The following is a 26,999-nucleotide window of genomic DNA, read 5'->3' as shown; positions in this document are numbered from 1 at the left end:
CGATGTTCAGCAAGCAAGACCAGATCCAGGGTTACGACGATGCACTGCTGGCGGCGATGAATGCCGAGGAGCAACGTCAGGAAGATCACATCGAGCTGATCGCGTCGGAGAACTACACCAGCAAACGCGTGATGCAAGCGCAAGGCAGCGGCCTGACCAACAAATACGCCGAAGGCTACCCGGGCAAGCGCTACTACGGTGGCTGCGAGCATGTGGATAAAGTTGAAGCACTGGCCATCGAACGCGCCAAGCAACTGTTCGGCGCCGATTACGCCAACGTCCAGCCGCACTCCGGTTCTTCGGCCAACAGCGCCGTGTACCTGGCGCTGATCCAGCCAGGCGACACCATCCTCGGCATGAGCCTGGCCCACGGCGGGCACCTGACCCACGGCGCGAAAGTGTCGTCTTCGGGCAAGCTCTACAACGCCGTGCAGTACGGCATCAACACCGACACCGGGCTGATCGATTACGACGAAGTCGAGCGTCTCGCCGTCGAATCCAAGCCGAAAATGATCGTCGCCGGTTTCTCCGCTTACTCGAAGACCCTGGACTTCCCGCGCTTCCGTCAAATCGCTGACAAGGTCGGCGCGCTGCTGTTCGTCGACATGGCCCACGTCGCCGGTCTGGTCGCTGCTGGCCTGTACCCGAACCCGCTGCCGTACGCCGACGTGGTCACCACCACCACGCACAAAACCCTGCGTGGCCCACGTGGCGGGCTGATCCTGGCCAAGTCCAACGAAGAGATCGAGAAGAAGCTCAACGCTGCCGTGTTCCCCGGCGCCCAGGGCGGCCCGCTGATGCACGTCATCGCCGGTAAAGCCGTGTGCTTCAAGGAAGCGCTGGAGCCCGGCTTCAAGGCGTATCAGCAACAAGTGATCGACAACGCTCAGGCGATGGCCAGCGTGTTTATCAAACGTGGCTACGATGTAGTGTCCGGCGGCACCGACAACCACTTGTTCCTGGTCAGCCTGATCCGTCAGGGCCTGACCGGCAAAGACGCCGACGCCGCCCTTGGCCGTGCGCACATCACCGTCAACAAGAACGCCGTGCCGAACGACCCGCAGTCGCCATTCGTGACCTCGGGCCTGCGCATCGGCACCCCGGCCGTCACAACTCGTGGCTTCAAGGTGACCCAGTGCGAAGTGTTGGCCGGCTGGATCTGCGACATCCTCGACAACCTCGGCGATGCCGATGTCGAGGCCAATGTTGCCCAGCAAGTGTCGGCCTTGTGCGCAGACTTCCCGGTTTATCGCTGAGTGTTCTGGAGTAACTGACTATGCAACGCTATTCGGGCTTCGGCCTCTTCAAACACTCCCTCAGCCACCACGAAAACTGGCAGCGCATGTGGCGCACGCCGACGCCGAAGAAGGTCTACGACGTGGTCATCGTCGGCGGCGGCGGGCACGGTCTGGCGACGGCTTACTACTTGGCCAAAGAACACGGCATCACCAACGTCGCCGTGGTCGAGAAGGGCTGGCTGGGCGGCGGTAACACCGCGCGCAACACCACCATCGTGCGGTCCAACTACCTGTGGGACGAGTCGGCGCACCTGTACGAACACGCGATGAAATTGTGGGAAGGCCTGTCGCAGGATCTCAACTACAACGTGATGTTCTCCCAGCGTGGCGTCTACAACCTGTGCCACACCCTGCAGGACATCCGTGATTCCGAGCGTCGGGTCAGCGCCAACCGCCTCAATGGCGTCGATGGCGAACTGCTCAACGCCAAGCAAGTCGCTGACGAGATTCCGTACCTCGACTGCTCGAAAAATACTCGCTACCCAGTGTTGGGCGCGACTGTTCAGCGTCGCGGCGGCGTTGCCCGTCACGATGCCGTGGCCTGGGGCTTTGCCCGTGCCGCTGACGCCCTCGGTGTCGACTTGATCCAGCAGACCGAAGTGATCGGCTTCCGCAAGGAAAACGGCGTGTGCATCGGTGTCGAAACCAACAAGGGCTTCATCGGCGCCAAGCGCGTCGGCGTGGTCACGGCCGGTAACTCCGGGCACATGGCCAAACTCGCCGGTTTCCGCCTGCCGATCGAATCCCACCCGCTGCAAGCGCTAGTGTCCGAGCCGATCAAACCGATTATCGACAGCGTGATCATGTCCAACGCCGTGCACGGTTACATCAGCCAGTCCGACAAGGGCGACCTGGTGATCGGCGCCGGTATCGACGGCTACAACGGCTACGGCCAGCGTGGTTCGTACCCGGTGATCGAACACACCATTCAGGCCATCGTCGAGATGTTCCCGGTGTTGTCCCGCGTACGCATGAACCGCCAGTGGGGCGGCATCGTCGACACCACCCCGGACGCTTGCCCGATCATTTCGAAAACCCCGGTACCGAACATGTTCTTCAACTGCGGTTGGGGCACCGGTGGCTTCAAGGCCACACCTGGCTCGGGCAACGTGTTTGCCGCGAGTCTGGCCAAGGGTGAAATGCACCCGTTGGCCGCACCGTTTTCCATCGACCGTTTCCACAACGGCGCACTCATCGACGAACACGGCGCTGCTGCCGTCGCCCACTAACAGGAGAAATCCCCATGTTGCATATCTTCTGTCCTCACTGCGGCGAGTTGCGCTCCGAAGAGGAATTCCACGCATCCGGCCAGGCGCACATTCCGCGCCCGCTGGATCCAGGCGCCTGCACCGACGAGGAGTGGGGCGACTACATGTTCTTCCGCGATAACCCGCGCGGACTGCACCACGAACTGTGGGATCACGTCGCCGGTTGCCGCCAGTACTTCAACGTCACCCGCGACACCGTGACTTACGAGATTCTCGAAACCTACAAGATCGGCACCAAGCCGCAATTCACCGACAAGGCTGATTCGGCGAAAACAGCCACGACGGCGCTGGGAGAGAAGGTATGAGCCAGACCAATCGCCTGTCCAATGGTGGACGGATCGACCGCAACAAAGTGCTGAGCTTCACCTTCAACGGTCAGAGCTACAAAGGCTTCGAGGGTGACTCGCTGGCCGCCGCACTGATCGCCAACGGCGTCGATATCATCGGCCGCAGCTTCAAGTATTCGCGTCCTCGCGGGATTTTCGCTGCTGGTGCCGAAGAGCCGAACGCGGTGCTGCAGATCGGTGCTACCGAAGCCACGCAGATTCCCAACGTGCGCGCCACGCAACAGGCGCTGTATCAAGGTCTGGTTGCGACCAGCACCAACGGCTGGCCGAGCGTCAACAACGACATGATGGGTATTCTCGGCAAGGTCGGCGGCAAGCTGATGCCGCCGGGGTTCTACTACAAAACCTTCATGTACCCGCAGTCGTTCTGGATGACCTACGAGAAGTACATTCGCAAGGCTGCCGGTCTGGGCCGTTCGCCGACCGAGAATGATCCGGACACCTACGACTACATGAACCAGCACTGCGACGTGCTGATCGTCGGCGCTGGCCCGGCCGGTCTGGCCGCTGCCCTGGCCGCTGCGCGCAGCGGTGCCCGAGTGATTCTGGCCGATGAGCAGGAAGAGTTCGGTGGCAGCCTGCTCGATTCCCGCGAAAGCCTCGACGGCAAACCGGCGATGGACTGGGTCGCCAGCGTCATCACGGAACTGAAGAACACCCCGGACGTGCTGCTGTTGCCGCGCGCCACGGTCAACGGTTACCACGACCACAACTTCCTGACCATTCACGAACGCCTTACCGATCACCTCGGCGACCGTGCGCCCATCGGTCAGGTGCGTCAGCGTATTCACCGTGTTCGCGCCAAGCGTGTCGTGCTGGCGACCGGTGCTTGCGAGCGTCCGCTGGTTTACGGCAACAACGATGTGCCGGGCAACATGCTTGCCGGTGCGGTGTCGACTTACGTGCGTCGTTACGGCGTAGCACCGGGCAAGAAGCTTGTCCTCAGCACCAACAACGATCACGCCTACCGCGTGGCACTGGATTGGCTCGACGCCAGTCTGCAAGTGGTGGCCATCGCCGATGCGCGCAGCAATCCGCGTGGTGCGCTGGTGGAAGAAGCCCGCGCCAAAGGCATCCGCATTCTCACCGGCAGCGCCGTGATCGAAGCCCGTGGCAGCAAGCGCGTCACCGCTGCTCGTATTGCCGCGATCGATGTCAAAGCGCACGCCGTGACCAGCCCGGGCGAATGGCTCGACTGCGATGTGATCGCCAGTTCCGGCGGTTACAGCCCGGTCGTTCACTTGGCCTCGCACCTCGGTGGCAAGCCGACCTGGCGTGAAGACATCCTCGGTTTCGTTCCGGGCGAAGCACCGCAGAAGCGCGTGTGCGTTGGTGGCATCAACGGCGTGTACGGTCTCGGCGATTCGCTCGCTGACGGTTTTGAAGGTGGCGTGCGCGCTGCCGCTGAAGCCGGTTTCCAGACCGTCGAAGGCGTGCTGCCAAAAGCCCTGAGCCGTCTAGAAGAGCCGACGCTGGCGCTGTTCCAGGTGCCGCATGAAAAGAACACCGCACGGGCGCCGAAGCAATTCGTCGATCTGCAAAACGATGTGACCGCTGCTGCGATCGAACTGGCGACCCGCGAAGGTTTCGAATCGGTCGAACACGTCAAACGCTACACCGCGCTGGGTTTCGGCACCGATCAGGGCAAGCTCGGCAACGTCAACGGTCTGGCCATCGCGGCCCGCTCGCTGAACGTGACCATCCCGCAGATGGGCACCACCATGTTCCGTCCGAACTACACGCCGGTGACTTTCGGCGCCGTGGCCGGTCGTCACTGTGGGCACATCTTCGAGCCGGTGCGTTACACCGCGCTGCATGCCTGGCATGTGAAGAACGGTGCCGAGTTTGAAGACGTCGGTCAGTGGAAGCGTCCATGGTACTTCCCGAAAAACGGTGAAGACCTGCATGCCGCCGTGAAGCGTGAATGCAAAGCTGTGCGCGACAGCGTCGGCCTGCTCGACGCCTCGACCCTCGGCAAGATCGACATTCAAGGCCCGGATGCCCGCGAGTTCCTCAACCGCGTGTACACCAACGCCTGGACCAAACTTGACGTGGGCAAGGCTCGCTACGGTTTGATGTGCAAAGAAGACGGCATGGTCTTCGACGACGGTGTGACGGCGTGCCTGGCCGACAACCATTTCGTCATGACCACCACCACCGGCGGCGCGGCGCGCGTGCTGCAGTGGCTGGAGCTGTACCACCAGACTGAATGGCCGGACATGAAGGTTTACTTCACCTCCGTGACTGACCACTGGGCGACCATGACCCTGTCCGGGCCGAACAGCCGCAAGCTGCTCAGCGCCGTGACCGACATTGATCTGAGCAACGAAGCGTTCCCGTTCATGACCTGGAAAGAAGGTCTGGTCGGCGGCGTGCCGGCGCGGGTGTTCCGCATCTCGTTCACCGGTGAGCTGTCGTACGAAGTCAACGTGCAGGCCGACTATGCGATGGGCGTGCTGGAGAAAATCGTCGAGGCCGGCAAGCAGTACAACCTGACCCCGTACGGCACTGAAACCATGCACGTCCTGCGTGCCGAGAAGGGCTTCATCATTGTCGGTCAGGACACGGACGGCTCGATGACCCCGGATGACTTGAACATGGGCTGGTGCGTCGGTCGCACCAAACCGTTCTCGTGGATCGGCCAGCGTGGGATGAACCGTGAAGACTGCGTGAAGGATCAGCGTAAACAGTTGGTCGGCCTGAAGCCGATTGATCCGAATGTCTGGCTGCCGGAAGGCGCGCAATTGGTGTTCAACACCAAGCAGGCGATCCCGATGACCATGGTCGGCCACGTGACGTCCAGCTACGCGCACAACTCCCTCGGTTATTCGTTTGCCATGGGTGTGGTCAAGGGCGGTCTGAAGCGCATGGGTGAGCGGGTGTTTGCACCGCTGGCCGATGGCAGCGTGATCGAGGCGGAGATTGTTTCTTCGGTGTTCTTTGATCCGAAGGGTGATCGCCAGAACATCTGACACTGATCGTTCCCACGCTCTGCGTGGGAATGCATCCCGGGACGCTCCGCGTCCCAAGAGCGGACGCAGAGCGTCCATGGCGGCATTCCCACGCAGAGCGTGGGAACGATCAAGAATTCAGGAAGGTGCTTTATGACCACAGCCAATGTTTACCAACAACGCCCGACCACCGGCGCCAAGGCCGAGTCGTCGCTGCACCATGCCGACCTCGCCAGCCTGGTCGGCAAGGGCCGCAAGAACGCCGGCGTGATCGTGCGGGAAAAGAAACTCCTCGGCCACCTGACCATTCGTGGCGATGGCCACGATGCCGCGTTCGCCGCCGGTGTGCACAAGGCCCTGGGTATCGAACTGCCCGGCGCTCTGAGCGTGATCGTCAAAGGCGAAACCAGCCTGCAATGGATGGGCCCGGATGAGTGGCTACTGATCGTGCCGAGCGGTGAAGAATTCGCCGCCGAACAGAAACTGCGTGAAGCCCTGGGCGATCTGCACATCGCGATCGTCAACGTCAGCGGTGGCCAGCAGGTGCTCGAACTGAGCGGCCCGAACGTGCGTCAAGTGCTGATGAAATCGACCAGCTATGACGTGCATCCGAATAACTTCCCGGTCGGTAAAGCGGTGGGCACGGTGTTCGCCAAGTCGCAGCTGATGATTCGCCACACCGCTGAAGACACTTGGGAATTGCTGATTCGTCGCAGCTTCTCGGATTACTGGTGGTTGTGGTTGCAGGATGCTTCGGCTGAGTACGGGTTGAGCGTTCAGGCCTGATCAAAAGCCACCCCCTCACCCCAGCCCTCTCCCCCCAGGGGGGAGAGGGGGAAAGGGAGCGGATTTGTGTGTTTTTCGAGCTTGAGTTCGACGCGATATTTCAGGTCGGCGTAGCTCGAATGAACACCTCGGTCAGTCCCCTCTCCCTTTGGGAGAGGGCTAGGGTGAGGGAAAAACCTGACACCCCGCACAAAGAACAGGAGTCACCGCACCATGAGCCGCGCCCCAGACACATGGATTCTGACCGCCGACTGCCCCAGCGTCCTCGGCACCGTGGACGCGGTGACGCGTTTTCTGTTCGAGCAGGGCTGCTACGTCACCGAGCACCACTCGTTCGATGACCGCCTCTCCGGGCGTTTCTTCATTCGCGTGGAATTCCGTCAGCCCGACGGCTTCGACGAACAATCCTTCCGCGCCGGTTTAGCCGAACGTGGTCAGGCCTTCGGCATGATCTTCGAACTGACCGCGCCGAACTACCGGCCGAAAGTGGTGATCATGGTCTCCAAGGCCGATCACTGCCTCAACGACTTGCTCTACCGCCAGCGCATCGGCCAGTTGTCGATGGACGTCGCGGCGGTGGTCTCCAATCACCCGGACCTCAAACCGCTGGCCGACTGGCACCAGATTCTCTACTACCATTTCCCCCTCGACCCCAACGACAAACCGTCGCAGGAGCGTCAGGTGTGGCAGGTGATCGAAGAGTCCGGCGCCGAACTGGTGATCCTCGCCCGCTATATGCAGGTGCTGTCGCCGGAGCTGTGCCGCAAGCTCGATGGCAAGGCGATCAACATTCACCACTCGCTGCTGCCGGGTTTCAAGGGCGCCAAGCCGTATCACCAGGCCTACAACAAGGGCGTGAAACTGGTTGGCGCGACGGCGCATTACATCAATAACGACCTCGATGAAGGGCCGATCATTGCCCAGGGTGTCGAGGCGGTGGATCACAGTCATTACCCTGAGGATCTGATTGCCAAGGGGCGCGATATTGAAGGCCTGACGCTGGCGCGGGCGGTTGGGTATCACATTGAGCGGAGGGTGTTTCTCAACGCCAATCGTACGGTCGTTCTTTAGGCCGCCATCGCTGGCAAGCCAGCTCCCACAGGGATTTGTGTCGTACACAGGATTTGAATCCAATCCGAACCTTGTGGGAGCTGGCTTGCCAGCGATGAGGCCCTGACAGGCAACACATAAACAGCATCTGTACCCGAGCACTCAACGCGCTGCCTGCCTGGGCAACGCGGTTCCATAAAAACAACAGCGAGGTGAAAGCATGTCTGGCAATCGTGGTGTGGTGTATCTCGGCGCTGGCAAGGTCGAAGTACAGAAAATCGACTATCCGAAAATGCAGGACCCGCGCGGTCGCAAGATCGAGCACGGGGTCATTCTCAAAGTGGTTTCCACCAACATCTGCGGCTCCGACCAGCACATGGTGCGCGGCCGTACCACGGCGCAAACCGGTCTGGTGCTGGGGCACGAGATCACCGGCGAGGTGATCGAAAAAGGCTCCGACGTCGAAAACCTGAAAATCGGTGACTTGGTCTCCGTACCGTTCAACGTGGCTTGCGGGCGCTGCCGTTCCTGCAAAGAGCAACACACCGGCGTGTGCCTGACCGTCAACCCGGCCCGTGCCGGCGGTGCTTACGGTTACGTCGACATGGGCGACTGGACCGGTGGCCAAGCCGAGTACGTGCTGGTGCCATACGCCGACTTCAACCTGTTGAAACTGCCGGACCGCGACAAGGCCATGGAGAAAATCCGCGACCTGACCTGCCTCTCCGACATCCTCCCTACCGGTTACCACGGCGCCGTCACTGCCGGCGTTGGCCCGGGCAGCACCGTTTACATTGCCGGCGCCGGCCCGGTCGGTCTGGCCGCTGCCGCTTCCGCGCGTCTGCTCGGTGCGGCGGTGGTGATCGTCGGCGACGTCAACACCATCCGCCTGGCCCACGCCAAGGCGCAGGGTTTTGAAATCGTCGACCTGTCCAAGGACACGCCGCTGCACGAACAGATCGCCGCACTGCTGGGCGAGCCGGAAGTGGATTGCGCAGTGGACTGCGTCGGCTTCGAAGCACGCGGCCACGGCCACGACGGCGTGAAAGCCGAGGCTCCGGCCACCGTACTCAACTCACTGATGGGTGTGGTGCGCGTGGCCGGCAAGATCGGTATTCCCGGCCTGTACGTCACCGAAGATCCGGGCGCTGTCGATGCCGCCGCGAAAATGGGCAGCCTGAGCATTCGCTTCGGTCTGGGCTGGGCCAAGTCGCACAGCTTCCACACCGGCCAGACGCCGGTGATGAAATACAACCGTCAGCTAATGCAGGCGATCATGTGGGATCGCATCAACATCGCCGAAGTGGTGGGCGTGCAGGTGATCAGCCTCGATCAGGCGCCGGAAGGGTATGGCGAGTTCGATGCCGGCGTGCCGAAGAAGTTTGTGATTGATCCGCATAAGTTGTTTAGTGCGGCGTAAGGCTTAAGTTCGATACAAAACGGCGACTTCAGGGGCGCCGTTTTTTTGTTTAGAGCCAAGGTCAAAAGCTACCCCTCACCCCAGCCCTCTCCCGGAGGGAGAGGGGGCCGACCGAGGGATGCTCACAATTTACGCCGACCTGAAAATACCGCTGTGAATCCATAATCGGCTCGGTAATTCAGGTCGATGAAACTCGAGAGAACACCACGGTCAGTCCCCTCTCCCTCTGGGAGAGGGCTAGGGTGAGGGGCTTTACAAGGCCGCCAACGTCCCTTGATACAGCACCGGCCCCGTCGGCTGCCCGGTCGGCGAACCACCTTTCGGTTCCAGGCTCACTGCCAGCGCAATCGGTTTGCCGATCAACACCTTCTGCGCCTCGTTCAACTCAACCTTGGCTTTGCCGCCCGCCGGAATAACGCCGAGGGAAATCGGTTTGCCATCCGCCGGAATCGCCCACAGCTCCAGGCTACGATCCGAATCAACCGCCGCCAGCGTCAGCGGCTCAACTTGCAGATAATCCGCATGCGCTTCGACCTTCAGCGCCGGTTGCGCATCGGCGGTCAGCAGCGTGGCGCGGTAGCGGGCGTCGTCGCGGTTGTACAGCGAGCCGAGGAGCACCAGCACGGCAATGGAGCAGATCGCAGCGGTGAGTCGCAGCCAGTTCCAGAATGGCCGTTTCTCAGGCACATGCAGCACCTGCGGTTCGATGCGCGCGGTGATGCCTTGCCACACGCGGTCGGGCACCGGATGTTCCGGCAGCGCTTCGGTGAGAGAGACGAGGCTTTCCTGCCATTGCGCCAGTTCAGCCCTTAATGCCGCGTCATCCAGCAGCAACTGTTCAAAGCGCCGCCGCGCAGGTGCAGACATCAGGCCAATCGCGTAATCGGCGGCGAGGGCGCGGCGCAGGGCAGGGGTCTGGTAGTTCATGATTCAAGGCACCGGCGCAGACGTTCGAGGCCACGGCGAATCCAAGATTTGACTGTCCCCAGTGGCGTGGCGAGATGTTCGGCGAGTTCCGTGCACGACAATCCTTGAAAGTAGGCCACGGTGATTGACTGGCGCTGCATGCTTTCGAGGGTTTCGAGGCATCGGTTCAGCGCGTTGGCCTCACGGGCGCTGTTCAGTTGCTCGTGAACCGAGGGGCTTTCGTCCGGCAGTGTGTCCTGTTCCAGATCGGTCAGTGGCCTTTCGCGATGTTTACGCAACTGATCGATGGCCTGATTACGGGTGATGTTGATCATCCAAGTCAGCGGCGCCGACAGGTGCGCTTCGTAGCGCGAGGCGTTGTTCCAGATGCGCACGAAGCTTTCCTGCAGCACTTCCTCCGCCAGATCGGTGCGGCCCATAAACCGCAGGGCGACGCCATGCAGACGCGGGCCGACGCTGCGGTACAGCGTTTCGAAGGCGCGACGATCGCCCAGTGCACACTGGGCCAACAGCTGGCGCAACTGATCGGTGTCGGCGATGGAAATGACCACTCTCCAGGCAAAGGTCGAGCGACGAGGGCTGGGCTCGGACTGTTCACAGGCTAGTTCAGCGACAGCGGTTGTGCCATTCATCGCGAAGGTGTCCGGGATTTCACGTTTTATATACGCAGGCCGGACGAAAATGGATGCGCCGCGCCGGAACATGCCGGCGGATACCCGGTCAAACCGGCAGTTTCACTGCTCGTGCAACGGGTGGTTTTCACAGCGCAAGAGGATGTCTGAATGAAGATTTCACGCGGTATTGCCTTGGCATCGCTCCTGACCCTGGCCGCCGGGCCGGTGTTTGCCGGTTTCAGTCTGAACGACGTCGCTGGTGCGGTTTCGGGGATGCAGGGCGGTGACAAGGCGGCCGCTGCGGCGCCGACCTCGGAAACCGCCGGTTTGCTCAGTGCTCTCAGTGCGCTGGATGTCACGCCGGAGCAAGCCGTTGGCGGCACCAGTGCGATGCTCGGTCTGGCCAAGAATCAATTGAGCAGTACCGATTATTCGCAGTTGGCCAAAGAAGTGCCAGGCATCGACAAACTGTCGGGTGGCAGCGGCAATCTGGCGGCGTTGGGCGCTTTGCTCGGCTCGTCCGGCAAGTCCGCCGGGCTGGAGAATGCGCTGGGCAACGTCAAGGACACCAATGACCTGAACAATGCCTTCAGCGCATTGGGCATGGACAGCGGCATGATCGGCCAGTTTGCCCCTGTGCTGTTGCAATACCTCGGTCAGCAGGGCGTCGGCGGTTCGCTGCTGAGCAGCCTGGGCAGCATCTGGGGTGCCGGCACCGGTAGCTGATTCAGCCGCGTTCGCTGCGCAGTTCGGCGATGCGCTGATCCTTCTCGTTCCAGAGCTGGTTGACCCAGTTCTGGACCGTCTGGCGGAACGCCGGATCATTCTCGTAATCGCCCTGCCACAGTGCCGGGTCGAGTTCGCGGGTCTTGATGTCGATGATCACGCGCGGCACTTTGCCGCTGATCAAATCCCAGAAACCCGGGATGTTCGCCTGTGGATAAACCACCGTGACATCGAGAATCGCATCCAGCTGTTCACCCATCGCCGCCAGCACAAACGCTACGCCACCGGCCTTGGGCTTGAGCAAATACTTGAACGGTGATTGCTGCTGCGCGCTTTTCGCGGCGGTGTAGCGCGTGCCTTCCAGGTAATTCACCACGGTCACTGGCTGACGCTTGAACAGCTCGCAGGCCTGTTTGGTGATTTCCAGATCCTTGCCGGCCAGCTCCGGATGCTTCGCCAGAAACGCCTTGGTGTAGCGTTTCATGAACGGGTAATCCAGAGCCCACCATGCCAGTCCGAGAAACGGCACCCAGATCAGTTCTTTCTTGAGGAAGAATTTGAAGAACGGCGTGCGGCGGTTGAGGGTCTGGATCAGCGCCGGAATGTCGACCCACGACTGGTGGTTACTGACCACCAGATACGAAGTGTCACTGCGCAAGTCTTCGCCACCGCGAATGTCCCATTGGGTGGGGATGCACAGGCGGAAAATCAGCTTGTCGATTTCGGCCCAGGTCTCGGCGATCCACATCACCGCCCCCGACGCGTAATCGCGCCAGCGGCCTGGTGCGATCAGTTTGAGCAGAGCAAATACCAGCAACGGCCCGATCAGGATCAGGGTGTTGAGCAACAGCAGCAGGGTGACGAAACAGCCGGTGAGCAGGCGGCGCATAAGCAACTCTTTGCAAACGGATGGGCACGCCATGATAAGCAGCTTCGCGCGACAGGCCAAATCGGCGGTGACGAATGTTTCACTTTAGTCGCGTTAACCTGATCGTTCCCATGCTCTGCGTGGGAACGATCAAGCGCGCAACGGTCTAAAATCCCGTTGCCCAACCTCTCAAGGAAGCCCCTTACGTGAAATCCCTCCTTGCACTGTTTGCCCTCGTCGCCCTGCCGGTCATGGCCGCCGAGCCGACCCTGTACGGGCGCTATGAATACATCGCGCTGCCGGAAATCGGCGGTGAAGTGCTCAAGGCCAAGATGGACACCGGCGCCCTGACCGCCTCGCTGTCGGCCAAGGACATCGAGACCTTCACCCGCGATGGCGATGAATGGGTGCGGTTCCGCCTCGCCACCAAAGACGCCAGCAACAAGGTCTATGAACACAAGGTCGCGCGGATCAGCAAGATCAAGAGCCGTTCGGATGAAGAGGACGAGGGCGAAAGCACCGAAGTCGCCAAGCGCCCGGTGGTCGATCTGGAACTGTGTCTGGGTAACGTCAAGCGTACCGTCGAGGTCAACCTGACCGACCGCAGCAACTTCAACTACCCGCTGCTGATCGGTGCCAAGGCCTTGCGTGAATTCGGCGCGGCAGTGAACCCGGCGCGGCGCTTCACCGCCGACAAACCGGACTGCTGAACCAAGTGGTCTCATTGACGTAACGTCAGGCTTGGGGCACCGTTCGCGCACCTAACCCACGGGCTCGGACGCCATGCCTCATATCCTGATTGTCGAAGACGAAGCGGCGATTGCCGACACGCTGATTTTTGCTCTGCAGGGCGAGGGCTTCACCACCACGTGGCTGAGCCTAGGCGCGGCGGCGCTTGAACATCAGCGGCAGACGCCGGCCGATCTGATCATCCTCGACATTGGCCTGCCGGACATCAGCGGTTTCGAGACCTGCAAGCAACTGCGGCGCTTCAGCGAGGTGCCGGTGCTGTTCCTCAGCGCCCGCGATGCCGAGATTGATCGTGTGGTCGGGCTGGAAATCGGCGCCGACGACTACGTGGTCAAGCCGTTCAGCCCGCGAGAAGTCGCGGCGCGAGTAAAGGCAATCCTGAAACGCATGGCGCCGCGTCCAGCGATTGAGACCAGTTCAGCGCTGTTCCGTATTGATCCGGAACGGATTCAAATCATTTATCGCGGCCAGACGTTAAGCCTGACCCGCCACGAATTCCGCCTGCTGCAATGCCTGCTCGAACAACCCGAGCGGGTCTTCAGCCGCGAGCAATTACTCGATGCGCTGGGCGTGGCGGCCGACGCCGGTTACGAGCGCAGCATCGACAGCCACATCAAAAGCGTGCGCGCCAAACTGCGTCTGGTGCGTGCCGACGCCGAGCCGATCCAGACCCATCGCGGCCTTGGTTACAGCTACAGCCCGGGGCACAGCTGATGTCACTGGGGCTGCGGATCTTTTTGGTGTATGTGCTGTTTGTCGGCCTGACCGGGTATTTCGTGCTCAACACGGTGATGGAAGAAATCCGCCCCGGCGTGCGCCAGTCCACCGAAGAAACCCTGGTCGATACCGCCAACCTGATGGCGGAAATCCTCCGTGATGATTTCAAGGCCGGCACCCTCAGTGAGAATCGCTGGCCTGAATTGCTGCGCGCGTATGGCGAGCGTCAGCCGCAAGCGACCATCTGGGGCTTGCCGAAAAATCAGGTCAACCACCGTATCTACGTCACCGACGCGAAAGGCATCGTCGTGCTCGATTCCAGTGGTGTCGCGGTCGGTCAGGATTACTCGCGCTGGAACGACGTCTACCTGACCCTGCGCGGTGAGTACGGCGCACGTTCGAGCCGCAGTGATCCGGATGACGCCAGCTCGTCGGTGATGCACGTCGGCGCGCCGATCCGCGACAACGGCCAGATCATCGGTGTGGTCACCGTGGCCAAGCCGAACAGCTCATTGCAGCCCTACGTCGATCGCACCGAGCGGCGCCTGCTGTTTTACGGCGCCGGATTGATCGGTCTCGGTCTGCTCTTTGGCGCATTGCTGTCGTGGTGGCTGAGCCGCGCGCTGCATCGTCTGACCGGTTATGCCCAAGCGGTGAGTGAGGGCCGGCGGGTGGAAGTGCCGCATTACCGTGGCGGTGAACTGGAACAATTGGCTACCGCCGTGGAACAGATGCGCACGCAACTGGAAGGCAAGGCCTACGTCGAGCGTTATGTGCACACGCTGACCCATGAACTGAAAAGTCCGCTGGCGGCGATTCGTGGCGCGGCGGAGTTGCTGCAAGGGGACATGCCGCCGGTTCAGCGATTGCGCTTTGTCGGCAACATCGACAGTGAAAGTGCGCGGATGCAGCAGTTGATCGAGCGGTTGTTGAATCTGGCACAAGTGGAACAACGTCAGGGCCTTGAAGAGCGGGTCGCCGTGCCGTTGGCGGCGCTGGTTGATCAGTTGTTGCAGGGGCAGGCGGCGCGGATTGAAGGAAAGCAGTTGCGCATCGAACAGGCGATTGCGGCTGATCTTCTGTTGATCGGCGAGCCGTTTCTGCTGCGTCAGGCGTTGGGTAATCTGCTGGAGAATGCGCTGGATTTCACCCCGGTTGAGGGGCTGCTGCGCTTCAGTGCCGAGCGGGTTGGCGAGCAGATCGAATTTCGATTGTTCAATGAAACGGCGCCGATTCCTGACTACGCTTTGCCGCGTTTGACTGAACGCTTCTACTCATTGCCGCGCCCGGACAGTGGACGAAAAAGCACGGGGTTGGGGCTTAACTTCGTTGAAGAAGTGGTCAAGTTACATGGTGGGACGATGCAGATTCGTAATGTCGAAAGTGGTGTTGAGGTGACATTGCGCTTGCCTTGATTCCGTCAAAAGATCGCAGCCTTCGGCAGCTCCTACATAGGGTGCGTACACCTGTAGGCGCTGCCGAAGGCTGCGATCTTTTGATTTTTCCACACAATCTCCACATTCCCCCCACAAAACCCCCACACCCACTCAGCAGACTCTCCCCATCCAAACAGGGAGAGTCCCATGAACAAGAATCTGACTATAAAGCTCGGCGCCATCGCCCTGCTGATCCTGCTGTTATTGATCCCGCTGCTGATGATCGACGGCGTCATCGACGAGCGCCAACAGCTGCGCGATGGCGTGCTCGAAGACATTGCCCGCAGCTCCAGCTACAGCCAGCAACTGAGCGGCCCGGTGATGGTGGTGCCGTATCGCAAAGTGATTCACAACTGGAAAACCAACGATAAAACCAACCAGCGTTACGACGAACCGGGCGAAGAACGCGGGCGTTTGTACTTCCTGCCGGAACGATTTGAACTGGACGGCCAGGTGCAAACCGAACTGCGTGCGCGGGGCATTTATGAGGCGCGGCTGTTCCACGCCGATAACCGCATCAACGGCCATTTCTCATTGCCGGCGCAATTGGGCATCAAGGAAGACTTCAGCGACTACCAGTTCGATGCACCGTTTCTCGCGGTCGGTATCAGCGATATTCGCGGTATCGAAAATGCGCTGAAACTGGAACTCGATGGCCAGCGCCTCGATTTCGTTCCGGGTACGCAAGTCGGTTGGCTCGGTGAAGGTGTGCGGGTCACGCTGCCGTTGCTCGACACCAGTAAAACCACGGAACTGAGCTTCGGCTTCGACCTGCGTCTGCAAGGCACTGGTTCATTGCAGGTGCTGCCGGTGGGCAAGAGCAGCAGCGTCAGCCTCACTGCCAACTGGCCGCATCCAAGCTTTGTCGGCAACTTCCTGCCGGGCAAACGTGAAATCAATGATCAAGGTTTCAGCGCCGATTGGCAGACCACGTTTTTCTCCACCAACCTGCAAGACGCCATGAGCCGTTGCGTGAGCAGCAATGATTGCGAGGCGTTCAACGGTCGTAGCTTCGGTGTGAGCTTTATCGATCCGGTGGATCAATATCTGAAGAGTGACCGGGCGATCAAGTATGCGCTGCTGTTCATTGTCCTGACGTTCGCCGGTTTCTTCCTCTTCGAAGTACTCAAGAGTCTGGCCGTGCACCCGGTGCAATACGCGCTGGTTGGTGTGGCGCTGGCATTCTTTTATCTGTTGTTGCTGTCGCTGTCGGAGCACATTGGTTTTGCCCTGGCATATTTGCTGTCGGCCAGTGCCTGTGTGGTGTTGATCGGATTTTATGTCTGCCATGTGCTGCGCAGTGTGCGTCACGGCTTGAGTTTTTCGGCGGGGCTGGCGGCGTTGTATGGCCTGCTTTATGGCTTGCTGAGCGCTGAGGATTACGCGTTGTTGATGGGCTCGTTGTTGCTGTTTGGTTTGCTCGGTGTGTTCATGGTGCTGACGCGCAAACTGGATTGGTACGGGATCGGTCAGAAACCGGCGAAGCCGTTGGAGTTTGATGTCGGGGCGATGCAATGAGCCGGTCGCTGGGATTGCGTGAGGATCAGTGCTGGAGGGAGGGATTGGTGACGCGGATGATCGGTTTTTTGCCTGTGGAACCGAGGTGGTGCCATCGCTGGCAAGCCAGCTCCCACAATGAGTTCGGTGATGACACAAATCCCCGATCTACCACAAATCCTGCGGGAGCTGGCTTGCCAGCGAAGAGGCCGGAACAGGCGCCGCCGATTTAAGGCTTGGGCATCGTGGCGATCATGGACGGTCGCTGACTCACCTCAAAGAACCAGTTGGCCAGTTGCGGGTTGGCATCACGCCAGCCCAGGTCCGGGAAACGCAGATCGAGATAACCCAGCGCACACGCCACGCTGATCGCCGCGACATCGAAATGGCTGGTCAGCTCGGCAATGGCATCTTTTTCCAACACTGCGAGGGCGCGGCGGATCTTGTCGCGCTGAGCCTCGAGCCATTCATCCCAATGCTTTTCCGGCGCGCGCAGGACCATTTCATAACGCACCATCACCGACGCATCCATGATCCCGTCGGCCATCGAGGCCAGGGTCAGGCGGCGCCAGCGAGCCGCGCCTTCGCGCGGGATCAGCGGGTTGCCGACGTGTTGTTGGTCGAGGTATTCGAGGATCACACGGCTGTCATGGATGACATTGCCGTCGGCCAGGCGCAGGGCAGGGATCTTGCCCAGCGGGTTGTCGAGATTGAGCTCGGCGCTCGGGCTGACCGGGCTGAGCACGCAGTCTTGCAGCGCGACGCGATCCTGCTGGCCGGTTTCGTGCAGCAACACCATCACTTTGCGCACAAACGGGGAGAGTGTGTTGTGGTACAGGGTCATGCTGGGGGCGGACATTGGCAAACCTCGGTGATCGTCGAAGAGCAGGTGGTTAGCCTAGTCAGAACCGCGATGGCTGGCGAGGGAATTTATGGCGCCCATCCGGCCGCCATCGCTGGCAAGCCAGCTCCCACAGGTTTTTGCAGTGAACACACATTTCAGGCCCAGCAGAGATCCTTGTGGGAGCTGGCTTGCCAGCGATGAGGCCATCACCGACAGCACAAAAACTACCTGCGCAGCAACAATCCCCTGATCGCCAGAAAGGCCGGAACACCCAGTCCGACCCAGCTCAATGCATCCCAAATCCCATCCCCCAGCAACGCCGCAAACAACCCCGCCGCACTGAGCAACGCAATCACGATCGGCGTGCTGAACACTTTCCAGAAACTCGACTGACGCGGCTTCATGCAGAGGCCTCCGCCGTTTCCAGCACAGGCCTGGCCGCTCTGCGCCGCACCACCCACAAATACACGCCACTGCCGAGCACAATGATCGTCAGCACATCCAGAGTGGCCCAGAGGATTTTCATCGGCATGCCGCCATAGTCACCAAAGTGCAGCGGCTGCGACATGCCCATGGCGTCCATGTACCACGGCCGTTCGGCCACGGCGGTGACCTGCAGCGTGGTCGCATCGATCAGCACCGGCGTCAGCAGATGCGAGGTCAGGTGCGTACCGCCCTTCATGAACACCGAGTAATGGTGTTCGCTGGAAAAGCGTGTGCCGGGGAAGGCAATGAAATCCGGTTTCATCTCCGGCGCAACTTCAGCAGCGATATCGAGCAAACGCGTGGCCGGCGCCAGGTGGGTCAGCGGTGGCGCACCGCGGTACGGTTCGATCAGCGCAGTCAGTGCGTCATTGCGCCAGGCAGCGATCAGCAGGTCGGCGCAGGCGCTGATCACACCGGTCACGCCGACAACCAGCGCCCAGGTCAGGGTGACAACACCGATCAGGTTATGCAGGTCGAGCCAGAGCAGCCGTGTCGACTTGTCCTGACGCACCGTGCCGAACTTCAAACGGCGCATGAACGGCAGGTACAGCACCGTCCCGGATACGATGGCCACGACAAACAGCAGCCCCATGAACGCCAGCAGTAATTTGCCCGGCAGCCCGGCGAACATGTCGACATGCAGTCGCAGGATGAACAGCATCAAGCCGCCATTGGCCGAAGGCGTTTCCAGCGCTTCCCCGGTTCGCGCATCGAGCATGAACGTGTGCGAGGAATTCGGTTCGGTGCCAGCGGTTTTCGCCATGATCGTCAGCACGGCGTTCGGCTCATCGTCATCGAAGCCGAAGTACTGCACGACGTCATCGGGGCGATGCTTTTCGGCGGCCTCGACCAGTTGCGCCAGATTCAATCGAGGCGTATCGGCTGGCAGCTCGCGCACTTCGGGTGCGTCGCCGAGCAGGTGCTCGATCTCGTGATGAAAGATCAGCGGCAAACCGGTCAGTGCCAGCATCAGCAAAAACACGGTGCAGACCAGGCTGGTCCAGGTGTGGATGAACGACCAGCGACGAATTGTTTTACTTTTCATTTCATGACCTTCAAAAACACCAAAGCCGTCCACGAAGGACGGCCTGGTCACAGGGCCTGTTTCAGCTCAAGCGCTTACCACTTGTAAGTGGCGCTGGCGACGACACTGCGTGTGTCGCCGTAGTAGCAGTAGAAGCTGTCGCAGGTGGAAATGTATTCCTTGTCGAACAGGTTGGTCGCGTTGAGTGCCAGCGACGCGCCTTTGAGGCTGTTGTCCAGACGGCCGAGGTCGTAATGCACACTTGCGTCGAACACGGTGTAGGCGTCCGCTTTGCCCAGCCAGGTATTGGCCTTGTCGCCGTAGGTGTTGCCGGTGTAACGCACGCCACCGCCAATGCCGAAGCCGTCGAGGACGCCGGCGTGCCAGGTGTAATCGGTCCACAGCGACGCTTGCTGGTTCGGCATCAGTTGCAGGCGATTGCCCTTGTCGACGCCATTCTGCACTTCGGATTTGGCCAGGGTGTAGGCAGCGATGACTTTCAGGTTGTCGGTGACGTCGGAAACCGCTTCCAGCTCGAGGCCTTTGACTTTCACTTCGCCGGTCTGACTGGTGATCGAGACGTTGTTGACGAAGGTGTTGACCGAGACGTTCTTTTGGGTGAGGTCGTACACGGCGGCGGTCAGCAGGGTTTTACTGCCCGGTGGCTGGTACTTGATGCCCAGTTCCCACTGCTTGCCTTCGGTCGGTTTGAGCGAACCCGTCGAGGTAGCGTCGGCACCCGTGGTCGGCTGGAAGGATTCGGCGTACGACAGGTACGGCACGAAACCGTTGTCGAAGACATAACTGAGCGCTGCGTTGCCGCTGAAGGCCTTGTCACGCTGGGTGTTGGTGGCATCGCCCTTGTTGATGAACTTTGTGCTGGTGTGCACCCAGTCTTCACGGCCGCCGAGGGTCAGGCGCCACTGGTCGAGGGCCATCTGGTCCTGAATGTACAGGCCGGTCTGGTAGGTTTTCTGGTCGTAATCGTAAAACGCCGTGGAGCGCGCTGGACGTACGATTGGCTGGCCGTAGATCGGGGTGATCACGTTGGTGGTCAAACCGTCGCCGAAGATCGAGGTGTAGTTGGTGTTGCTGCGCTGATGATCCAGGCCCAGCAGTAGGGTGTGGCGGATGTCGCCGGTGGCGAAGTCAGCCTGGAAGTTGTTGTCCACGGCGAACTGGCTGATGTCTTCGTCGACGCTGGTGCTGGTGCGCCCGACGTTGCCTTGATCATCCACTTCGGTGAACGGGTAGGAACCCGGCGTCAGCGACTGGAACGACAGGTCCGACTTGGTGTAGCGCAGCTTCTGCTTGAACTGCCAGACATCGTTCAGACGATGTTCGAAGGCGTAGCCCAGCGCGTAGTAGGTGCGATCGTAATATTCCCAGTCCGGATCACCCAGATTCTTGTGGTGGGAAATATCACCGAACGGTGACTTGATCTTGGTGCCCTGAATCGGCAGGAACTGACTGGTGATGCCGGTATCGTCGCGGGTGAACTGGCTCAGCAGGGTGAGCTTGGTGTCGTCGTCGATGTTCCAGGTCAGGCTCGGCGCGATGTTGTAGCGCTTGTTGTCGACGTGATCGACTTGCGTGCCGCTGTCGCGCACCACACCGCTGAGACCATAGAGGAACTGGCCGGCGTCATCGATCTTGCCGGTGCTGGCGAAGTTGATCTGACGGTGATTGTCGCTGCCGTACTGCAGCTGAATTTCATTGCTGGCTTCAGCACTTGGACGACGGCTGACCATGTCCAGCAAACCGCCCGGTGGGGTCTGACCGTACACCGACGACGCCGGGCCACGCAGCAGGGCGAGGCGGTCGAGGTTCCAGGTTTCCTGTTTCGGGTTGGCGTACACGCCTTTTGGCAGTGGCAGGCCGTCGAGGAACTGGGTCGGTTCGAAACCGCGCACCCGCAGCCAGTCGGCACGGGTGTCGCTGCCGTAGCTGCTGGCGGTGATGCCCGGCATGTAGCGCACAGCGTCGTCGAGACTGTGCACGCTGCGGTCGTCCATTTGCTGGCGGGTAGCGACGGAGATCGAACGCGGTGCTTCGACCAGCGCGGTGTCGGTCTTGCTGCCAGCGGCGGTGCGGGTGGCGGTGTAGCCGTCGACCGGTCCCCAGGCGCTTTCGAAGTTTTCCACACCGATAACCGATGTTTCCGGCAGGGCCAACGTCCCTTCAGGCACCGCCACAAGGGTGTAGGTGCCGGTGCTGCTTTGTTCCAGTTGCAGACCGGTGCCACGCAGGGCCGCGCGCAAGGCACCGGCCGCGTCGTACTGGCCGTTGACCGGTGCCGAGGTTTTGCCTGCCGCCAGCGACGGACTCAGCGACAGCGCAATGCTGCCCTGGCTGGCGATCTGGTTCAGGGTGGTCGACAGTGGCGCCGCCGGCAGGTTGTAGGCGCGCACGCTGGACGCTTGTTCAGCGGCGAGCAACGGACTGCTGATCAGCGGCGCGCTGAACGCGATGGCGACGGCCAGCAGACCGGGGCGCAACAAGGTGTCTAGCGAACGGGACATACGGCGGCTCCTGAATGGAAATATTTCTCAATTGCCTGTGTGCCGGATGAAAAGCAGAAAGTGATAGGGCAGGATGAAAATAATTTCGATTAACTGGAAACAGCCACATTTCTGCGGGCTTGATCGTTCCCACGCTCCGCGTGGGAATGCCTCAATGGACGCTCTGCGTCCGCTTCGGCAGGGACGCAGAGCGTCCCGAGCTGCATTCCCACGCAGAGCGTGGGAACGATCAGGTCAAGGGGAGGAGGGCTCGGCCTTAGCGACTGTGACCCAATATGGCGTATGCCGCTCGATCTGCACCGGCAGGGTCGGCAGCAGGGCGCTCAGGGCTTTATCGGTGTCATGCAGCGGGAAGCTACCGGTAATCCGCAGGTCAGCCACGTCCGGTGCCACGCCCAGATGCCCGCGACGATAACGCCCGAGCTCGTGCACCAGATCGCCCAACCGCGCGTTATCGACCACCAACATGCCGCGCGTCCAGGCATCGGCGCCGGGGTTGAGCGCGACGATCGAACCCAATCCATCACTGCGCAGCAGCACTTGCTGGCCTTCATGGAGGATTTGCTCTGCAGGGTTGGATTGCGGGTGCGCCGCGACCGCCGACTGCAACACACTCAGGCGCGTGCCTTCTTCTTCACGCTTGACCAGGAACCGCGTACCCAGCGCGCGCATGCTGCCTTCGCGGGTTTCGACGATAAAAGGGCGCGCATCGCCATGCCCGGTTTCGACAAGAATTTCGCCTTCCTGCAACACGATCAACCGGCGCTTCTCATCGAACCGCACATCCACCGCACTGTGGGTGTTCAGATTCAACACAGTGCCGTCCGCCAGACGCACGGTGCGCTGCTCACCGGTCGCGGTGCGTTGATCGGCGAGCCAGTAATCCAGCGGCAGAAAGCGTTCGCTGGCGAACAGCCCCACACCGACCAGCACCACAACGCTGGCCAGCCCACCGCCCAGTCTGCGCACCCGGCGGCGAATGCCTTCGCGTGACTGCAGCAAGGCACTGCGGGCCGGACCTTTGGCCACGCTGAAGCGCTGATCGAGCATGCCCAGTTGCCGCCACGCGCGGGCGTGTTCTTCATGGGCCGCATGCCATTTGGCGAATTCCTCACGCTCCAGCGGGCTGCTTGAGTCGAGGGTCAGTTGCCAGGCAATCGCCGCGTCCAGCACATGCGCCGGCACCGGTCTGGAACTGGCCGGACTCATGTCGGTTCCCCGTACAGGGCGATGTAGCACTGCCGAATGCCTTGCGCCAGATATTGCCGAACGCGCGGCACCGAGACGCCGAGCTTGTCGGCGATCTCGGCATGGCTGAGGCCGTCGAGGCGGTTATAAAGGAACGCGGCGCGGGCCTTGGTCGACAGTTTGCCGAGCAAGCGGTCGATGGCTTTGAGGTCTTCGAGAATCATTTGCTGTTCTTCCACCGACGGTTGTTCGCCTTCGGGGATCAGCATCAGTTTGGTGAGGTAGGCCTGTTCCAGCGCCGCACGGCGGAAGTAGTCGAACAGCAAACCTTTGGCGATCGCCACCAGAAAGGCGCGGGGCTCACGGGGTGTCAGCATGTCGTCGCGACCGAGCAGGCGGACGAAGGTGTCCTGGCTCAGGTCTTCGGCGCGCTGCGGGCAGGCCACATTGCGCCGCAGCCACGCCAGCAGCCAACCGCGATGGTCACGATACATCGCACCGACGAGCTCACTGTTAGGGCTTGGGACTGACGACACCGGACATCACCGATTGGGAAATATTAACTAACGCGAATTGTTCGCGATTGTGGCAGAGGTGGGAATGGTTAGCAATTGGCCACTGGTCAGGTAAGCGTTTAAAGGCAGACCCTCACCCTAGCCCTCTCCCGGGGGGAGAGGGGATCGATCGGGGGATATTCTGGAGGTACACCGACCTGAGCGAACTTCAGGGAATCCATAATCGACCCGATTTCTCAGGTCGATGAAGAGCCCGAGACACCTCGGTAGGCTCCCTCTCCCTCTGGGAGAGGGCTGGGGTGAGGGGGATGGATCTTGGACTTGACTCAATTTCAGAACGAAGGCGCCTGCTGCCGCCGCTTCCACTGACTCAGCCGCTGCTGCAAATTCAACGGACTATGAATCTGCTTCCCCCGCGCCCGGCTGAACAGAATCAACGCCAACTCCGCAGTGGCCAGCGCATCGGCACTGGCGTTATGCCGCTCGAACACCTCAAGCTTGAACCAGTCGATCCACTCATCCAGCCCGGCCTCACGAATATTCGCTTGCGGACACACCAGCGGTGCAATGTCGGCGACATCAAGAAAGACCTGCTGCAACTTGTGCCCCAGATGTTCCTTCAGCGCACGCCCGAGCATGTGCTGATCAAACGGCGCATGAAACGCCAACACCGGGCTGTCGCCGATAAATTCCATGAGTTCCAGCAACGCCTCGGCCGGCTCACTGCCCGCCGCAATCGCATTCGGCCCCAACCCGTGAATCAACACGCTGGGGCTGAGCTTCAGCTCGCGACATTGCAGCGTGCGTTCGAACTGCTGACTGAAATCGATCGCGCCGTCCTCGATCACCACCGCGCCAATCGACAACACACGGTCCTTGTTCAGATTCAGCCCGGTGGTTTCCAGATCCAGCACTACCCAACGTTGTTCGCGCAGTGTGCATTCGCTCAACTCGGTAATCGTCGGCAGCTGCGCCAGACGCTGCTTAAAATCCACCGGCACCACCGCACTCGCCGGGCGCAGCCACGAGAACAGGCTCATAGCTGATACCGCAAGGTCAGGCTGCTTTGCAGGCGCTGGGCCTGGCGCAGGGATTCACGCAGGATGCGCCGGTCGAGATGATTGAGGCTGTCCGGGTCGACGCGGTTGGAATAGGGCAGGTTCTCCCGCGTCTGCAATTGATGCTGCTGCATGCGCGTCTGCTGTATGAAGTGATAGGCCTCTTCATACGCCGCGCCATCCAGTCGCTCGATGACTTCTTTCTCGACCAACTGACGGAAGCGCTCGAGGGTATTGTTGGCGTCGATACCGTTAGCCAGCGCGAGCAATCGTGCGCCATCCACGAACGGCGTCAGCCCCTGCACCTTCAGGTCCAGCGTGGCTTTCTCGCCATTCTTGCGTGCCAGCACAAACTCACGGAAACGCCCCACCGGTGGACGATTGCGCAGGGCGTTCTCGGCCATCATGCGCTGGAACAAACGGTTGTCGCCGACCTGATCGAGAATGCCCCGGCGCAGTTGTTCACAGCCTTGTTCATCACCCCAGACCACGCGCAGGTCGAAATAAATGCTCGACCCGAGCAGATTCTCCGGCGTCGCCTCACGAATAAAAGCTGCAAAGCGCCGTGCCCATTCTGCCCGCGACAGACACAGCTCGGGGTTGCCGGCCATGATGTTGCCCTTGCACAGGGTGAAGCCGCACAGCGCCAGGCTCTGGTTGATCTGCTGGGCAATTGGCAGCAGCTTGCCGCGAATCTCCGCTGCATGCGCAGCATCGCGGGCGTCAAACAGAATGCCGTTGTCCTGATCGGTGTGCAGCGTTTGCTCGCGGCGGCCTTCGCTGCCGAAGCACAGCCAACTGAACGGCACGCCGGGATCGCCTTTTTCCGCGAGGGTCAGCTCGATCACCCGGCACACAGTGTGATCGTTGAGCAAGGTGATGATGTGGGTGATCTGCGTCGACGACGCGCCATGAGCAAGCATGCGCTCGACCAGTTGGCCGATCTCACCGCGCAGACCGACCAGCTGTTCGACGCGTTGGGCGCTGCGAATCGTCCGGGCTAGATGCACCAGGTCGACCCGTTGTAGCGAAAACAGATCACGTTCTGAGACCACGCCACACAAACGCTGATCCTTGACCAGACAGACATGCGCGATGTGCCGTTCGGTCATGGCAATCGCCGCATCGAACGCACTGTGATCCGGCGAAAGATAAAAGGGCGAAGGCGTCATGTGGCGCTCGATGGCCTCGCTGAAATCACCGACGCCCGCAGCCACGACATGACGCAGATCACGCAGGGTGAAAATGCCCAGCGGCGCCTTGTGTGCATCCACCGCAACGATGCTGCCGACCTGCTGCTCGTGCATCAGCTTCACCGCTTCACGCAATGGCGTGTCGGGGCTGCAGGTGACCGGGTGACGCATCGCCAGTTCGCCCAGTCGGGTGTTCAGCGAGTACTGCGTGCCGAGGGTTTCCACGGCTTTCTGCTGCACTTGCTGATTGACTTGATCGAGCAGACTGCTTACCCCGCGCAAGGCGAAATCGCGAAAGGCGTTGGAGAGGGCGAACAGTTTGATGAACGCCAGTTTGTTCAGTTGCAGGCAGAAAGTGTCTTCGCCCGCAAGGTGCTCGGTGCGCGTCGCGCGTTCGCCGAGCAATGCGGCCAGCGGAAAACATTCGCCGGTGGTGATTTCAAACGTGGTCTCGGTGCCGGGCTTGGTGATGTGCTGACGTTCGCCGACCACCCGACCTTGCTTGACGATATAGAAGTGTTCAACCGGGCCGTCGGCGGGTTTGATGATGCTTTCGCCCTGGCCGTAGAAACGCAGCTGACATTGCTCCACCAGATAAGCCAGGTGGGCGTGTTCCATCTGATTGAAGGGCGGGAAGCGCTGGAGGAATTGCAGGGTGCCCTGAATGTTCTGCAATACCGCGGTTTTCCCTGCCTGGGTGAAGGCGTCCGCTTTACTCATAACCATTACCGCAGTCTTTTTCGAATTGTTGTTGTCGGATCGTTCTGGCCATGGTCGACCCCTGCGGGCGGGGTGCCCATTGGACGTAAGTCTAGGTTTGCCATGCCGTTCGGCACATTTGGGAAGTGCCCTACAAAAACAGTCGGAAATTCGCCCGCCAGCCTCTTGGAAAAAAATCCGACGAAGTGCACATTGAAGCTCTGCTTAGCGATGTCTGACGACTGTGCCAGGTGATTGATTTGAAAACGTAGAGAACGCCATGTCCGACCACGATATTTTGAGCGACGCCGAGCGTGAAGCGCTCAGCGCTGTAATGCTCGAACCCGATTTGCCGCCGCAGCGTGTACTGATCGTCGATGACGACAAGGACGCCCGAGAGCTGTTGTCGGAGATTCTCGCGTTGGATGGCATTCGTTGCATGACCGCAGCCAGTGGCGAGACGGCGCTGAAGATGCTCGAAGAAAAACCTTCGATCGGGCTGGTGATTACCGATCTGCGCATGGGCCATGTCGGTGGCCTTGAGCTGATCCGCCAGGTGCGTGAGTCGGTAAGGGCGGCGATGCCGATCATCATTGTCTCGGGCGATGCCGATGTGAAAGACGCGATCGCGGCGATGCATTTGAGCGTGGTGGATTTTCTGCTCAAGCCGATTGATACGGGCAAGTTGTTGGAGTTGGTGAAACATGAATTGGGGATTGAACCCTAAGAGCCCCTCACCCTAGCCCTCTCCCGGAGGGAGAGGGGACTGACCGCGGTGAATGTTTGAGGTACACCGACCTGAGATTCCCGAGTCG

General features: G+C 60.7%; 24 protein-coding genes. 13 read left to right on the top strand and 11 right to left on the bottom strand.

The window, feature by feature from the left end; genetic code table 11:
• Nucleotides 1-2 precede the first annotated feature (2 nt).
• The 7 genes from CKW14_RS23790 (at nucleotide 3) to fdhA (ending at nucleotide 9,120) form a co-directional block, all read left to right on the top strand.
• Entirely contained in the window at nucleotides 3-1,256 is a 1,254-nt protein-coding gene (locus CKW14_RS23790; protein WP_007913117.1) for a serine hydroxymethyltransferase, read from the top strand.
• A gap of 20 nt (nucleotides 1,257-1,276) precedes the next feature.
• Entirely contained in the window at nucleotides 1,277-2,527 is a 1,251-nt protein-coding gene (locus CKW14_RS23785; RefSeq protein WP_034155011.1) for a sarcosine oxidase subunit beta, read from the top strand.
• Between the two features lie 14 nt (nucleotides 2,528-2,541).
• Complete coding sequence (locus tag CKW14_RS23780; RefSeq protein ID WP_007913119.1) at nucleotides 2,542-2,871, top strand: sarcosine oxidase subunit delta; 330 nt, start codon at nucleotides 2,542-2,544, stop codon at nucleotides 2,869-2,871.
• A complete protein-coding gene (locus CKW14_RS23775; protein WP_095126236.1) occupies nucleotides 2,868-5,885 on the top strand; it encodes a sarcosine oxidase subunit alpha in 3,018 nt (1,005 codons plus the stop codon). The genes CKW14_RS23780 and CKW14_RS23775 overlap by 4 nt, the downstream gene beginning before the upstream one ends.
• 132 nt (nucleotides 5,886-6,017) lie before the next feature.
• The gene (locus tag CKW14_RS23770) at nucleotides 6,018-6,650 is read left to right on the top strand and encodes a sarcosine oxidase subunit gamma (protein WP_008086919.1); all 633 of its coding nucleotides are present in this window, start codon (nucleotides 6,018-6,020) and stop codon (nucleotides 6,648-6,650) included.
• A gap of 213 nt (nucleotides 6,651-6,863) precedes the next feature.
• Nucleotides 6,864-7,721, top strand: coding sequence for a formyltetrahydrofolate deformylase (gene purU / locus CKW14_RS23765; RefSeq protein ID WP_095126235.1), 858 nt, complete (start codon nucleotides 6,864-6,866; stop codon nucleotides 7,719-7,721).
• A 199-nt stretch (nucleotides 7,722-7,920) separates the two neighbouring features.
• Nucleotides 7,921-9,120 (top strand): formaldehyde dehydrogenase, glutathione-independent, encoded by a 1,200-nt coding sequence (gene fdhA / locus CKW14_RS23760; protein ID WP_093429915.1) that lies wholly within the window; start codon nucleotides 7,921-7,923, stop codon nucleotides 9,118-9,120.
• Between the two features lie 252 nt (nucleotides 9,121-9,372).
• Here fdhA and CKW14_RS23755 read toward each other — a convergent pair whose 3' ends face one another.
• Both CKW14_RS23755 and CKW14_RS23750 read right to left on the bottom strand, forming a co-directional pair.
• Entirely contained in the window at nucleotides 9,373-10,047 is a 675-nt protein-coding gene (locus CKW14_RS23755) for an anti-sigma factor domain-containing protein (RefSeq protein WP_095050273.1), read from the bottom strand.
• Entirely contained in the window at nucleotides 10,044-10,679 is a 636-nt protein-coding gene (locus CKW14_RS23750) for an RNA polymerase sigma factor (RefSeq protein ID WP_095050274.1), read from the bottom strand. Before CKW14_RS23750 ends, CKW14_RS23755 begins: the two co-directional genes overlap by 4 nt.
• Nucleotides 10,680-10,829: 150 nt before the next feature.
• On the opposite strand from CKW14_RS23750, the gene CKW14_RS23745 reads away from it, so the two are divergent.
• The gene (locus CKW14_RS23745) at nucleotides 10,830-11,387 is read left to right on the top strand and encodes a DUF2780 domain-containing protein (protein WP_095050275.1); all 558 of its coding nucleotides are present in this window, start codon (nucleotides 10,830-10,832) and stop codon (nucleotides 11,385-11,387) included.
• A 1-nt stretch (nucleotide 11,388) separates the two neighbouring features.
• Here CKW14_RS23745 and CKW14_RS23740 read toward each other — a convergent pair whose 3' ends face one another.
• Entirely contained in the window at nucleotides 11,389-12,276 is an 888-nt protein-coding gene (locus CKW14_RS23740; protein WP_095050276.1) for an acyltransferase, read from the bottom strand.
• 185 nt (nucleotides 12,277-12,461) lie between these two features.
• Between CKW14_RS23740 and CKW14_RS23735 the strand changes: the two genes are divergently transcribed.
• From CKW14_RS23735 to creD, 4 genes are all read left to right on the top strand, one after another.
• Complete coding sequence (locus tag CKW14_RS23735; RefSeq protein WP_095050277.1) at nucleotides 12,462-12,965, top strand: ATP-dependent zinc protease; 504 nt, start codon at nucleotides 12,462-12,464, stop codon at nucleotides 12,963-12,965.
• Between the two features lie 73 nt (nucleotides 12,966-13,038).
• On the top strand, nucleotides 13,039-13,719 hold the full coding sequence (gene creB / locus CKW14_RS23730) for a two-component system response regulator CreB (RefSeq protein WP_038363216.1): 681 nt from the start codon (nucleotides 13,039-13,041) through the stop codon (nucleotides 13,717-13,719).
• Nucleotides 13,719-15,137 (top strand): two-component system sensor histidine kinase CreC, encoded by a 1,419-nt coding sequence (gene creC / locus CKW14_RS23725; protein ID WP_095050278.1) that lies wholly within the window; start codon nucleotides 13,719-13,721, stop codon nucleotides 15,135-15,137. The genes creB and creC overlap by 1 nt, the downstream gene beginning before the upstream one ends.
• 168 nt (nucleotides 15,138-15,305) lie before the next feature.
• Nucleotides 15,306-16,676 carry a cell envelope integrity protein CreD gene (gene creD, locus CKW14_RS23720; protein ID WP_095050279.1) on the top strand — a complete coding sequence of 457 codons (1,371 nt, stop codon included), beginning with the start codon at nucleotides 15,306-15,308 and terminating at the stop codon, nucleotides 16,674-16,676.
• 208 nt (nucleotides 16,677-16,884) lie between these two features.
• Here the strand turns inward: creD and CKW14_RS23710 are convergent, their stop codons facing one another.
• The 8 genes from CKW14_RS23710 to CKW14_RS23675 all read right to left on the bottom strand — a co-directional run bounded on the left by CKW14_RS23710 (nucleotide 16,885) and on the right by CKW14_RS23675 (nucleotide 26,205).
• Nucleotides 16,885-17,514: a glutathione S-transferase gene (locus CKW14_RS23710; RefSeq protein ID WP_095126234.1), complete on the bottom strand. Its 630-nt coding sequence runs from the start codon at nucleotides 17,512-17,514 to the stop codon at nucleotides 16,885-16,887.
• A 209-nt stretch (nucleotides 17,515-17,723) separates the two neighbouring features.
• Nucleotides 17,724-17,903 carry a hypothetical protein gene (locus CKW14_RS23705; protein WP_095050282.1) on the bottom strand — a complete coding sequence of 60 codons (180 nt, stop codon included), beginning with the start codon at nucleotides 17,901-17,903 and terminating at the stop codon, nucleotides 17,724-17,726.
• A complete protein-coding gene (locus CKW14_RS23700; RefSeq protein WP_095126247.1) occupies nucleotides 17,900-19,030 on the bottom strand; it encodes a PepSY domain-containing protein in 1,131 nt (376 codons plus the stop codon). The genes CKW14_RS23705 and CKW14_RS23700 overlap by 4 nt, the downstream gene beginning before the upstream one ends.
• A gap of 74 nt (nucleotides 19,031-19,104) precedes the next feature.
• Nucleotides 19,105-21,531 (bottom strand): TonB-dependent siderophore receptor, encoded by a 2,427-nt coding sequence (locus tag CKW14_RS23695; RefSeq protein WP_095126233.1) that lies wholly within the window; start codon nucleotides 21,529-21,531, stop codon nucleotides 19,105-19,107.
• Between the two features lie 234 nt (nucleotides 21,532-21,765).
• Entirely contained in the window at nucleotides 21,766-22,740 is a 975-nt protein-coding gene (locus CKW14_RS23690) for a FecR domain-containing protein (protein ID WP_095050284.1), read from the bottom strand.
• Complete coding sequence (locus CKW14_RS23685; protein ID WP_256587280.1) at nucleotides 22,737-23,213, bottom strand: RNA polymerase sigma factor; 477 nt, start codon at nucleotides 23,211-23,213, stop codon at nucleotides 22,737-22,739. The genes CKW14_RS23690 and CKW14_RS23685 overlap by 4 nt, the downstream gene beginning before the upstream one ends.
• A 353-nt stretch (nucleotides 23,214-23,566) precedes the next feature.
• Nucleotides 23,567-24,274 carry a PolC-type DNA polymerase III gene (locus CKW14_RS23680; RefSeq protein WP_095050285.1) on the bottom strand — a complete coding sequence of 236 codons (708 nt, stop codon included), beginning with the start codon at nucleotides 24,272-24,274 and terminating at the stop codon, nucleotides 23,567-23,569.
• Nucleotides 24,271-26,205 (bottom strand): putative nucleotidyltransferase substrate binding domain-containing protein, encoded by a 1,935-nt coding sequence (locus CKW14_RS23675; RefSeq protein WP_305883329.1) that lies wholly within the window; start codon nucleotides 26,203-26,205, stop codon nucleotides 24,271-24,273. Before CKW14_RS23675 ends, CKW14_RS23680 begins: the two co-directional genes overlap by 4 nt.
• 259 nt (nucleotides 26,206-26,464) lie before the next feature.
• On the opposite strand from CKW14_RS23675, the gene CKW14_RS23670 reads away from it, so the two are divergent.
• Entirely contained in the window at nucleotides 26,465-26,911 is a 447-nt protein-coding gene (locus CKW14_RS23670) for a response regulator (RefSeq protein ID WP_095050287.1), read from the top strand.
• The last annotated feature ends 88 nt before the right edge of the window (nucleotides 26,912-26,999 follow it).

Source organism: Pseudomonas sp. Irchel s3a12, from assembly GCF_900187485.1.
Lineage (GTDB): Bacteria > Pseudomonadota > Gammaproteobacteria > Pseudomonadales > Pseudomonadaceae > Aquipseudomonas > Aquipseudomonas neuropathica.
The sequence above is the reverse complement of the archived record's forward strand: the minus strand, read 5'-3'. Positions and strand labels throughout refer to the sequence as shown.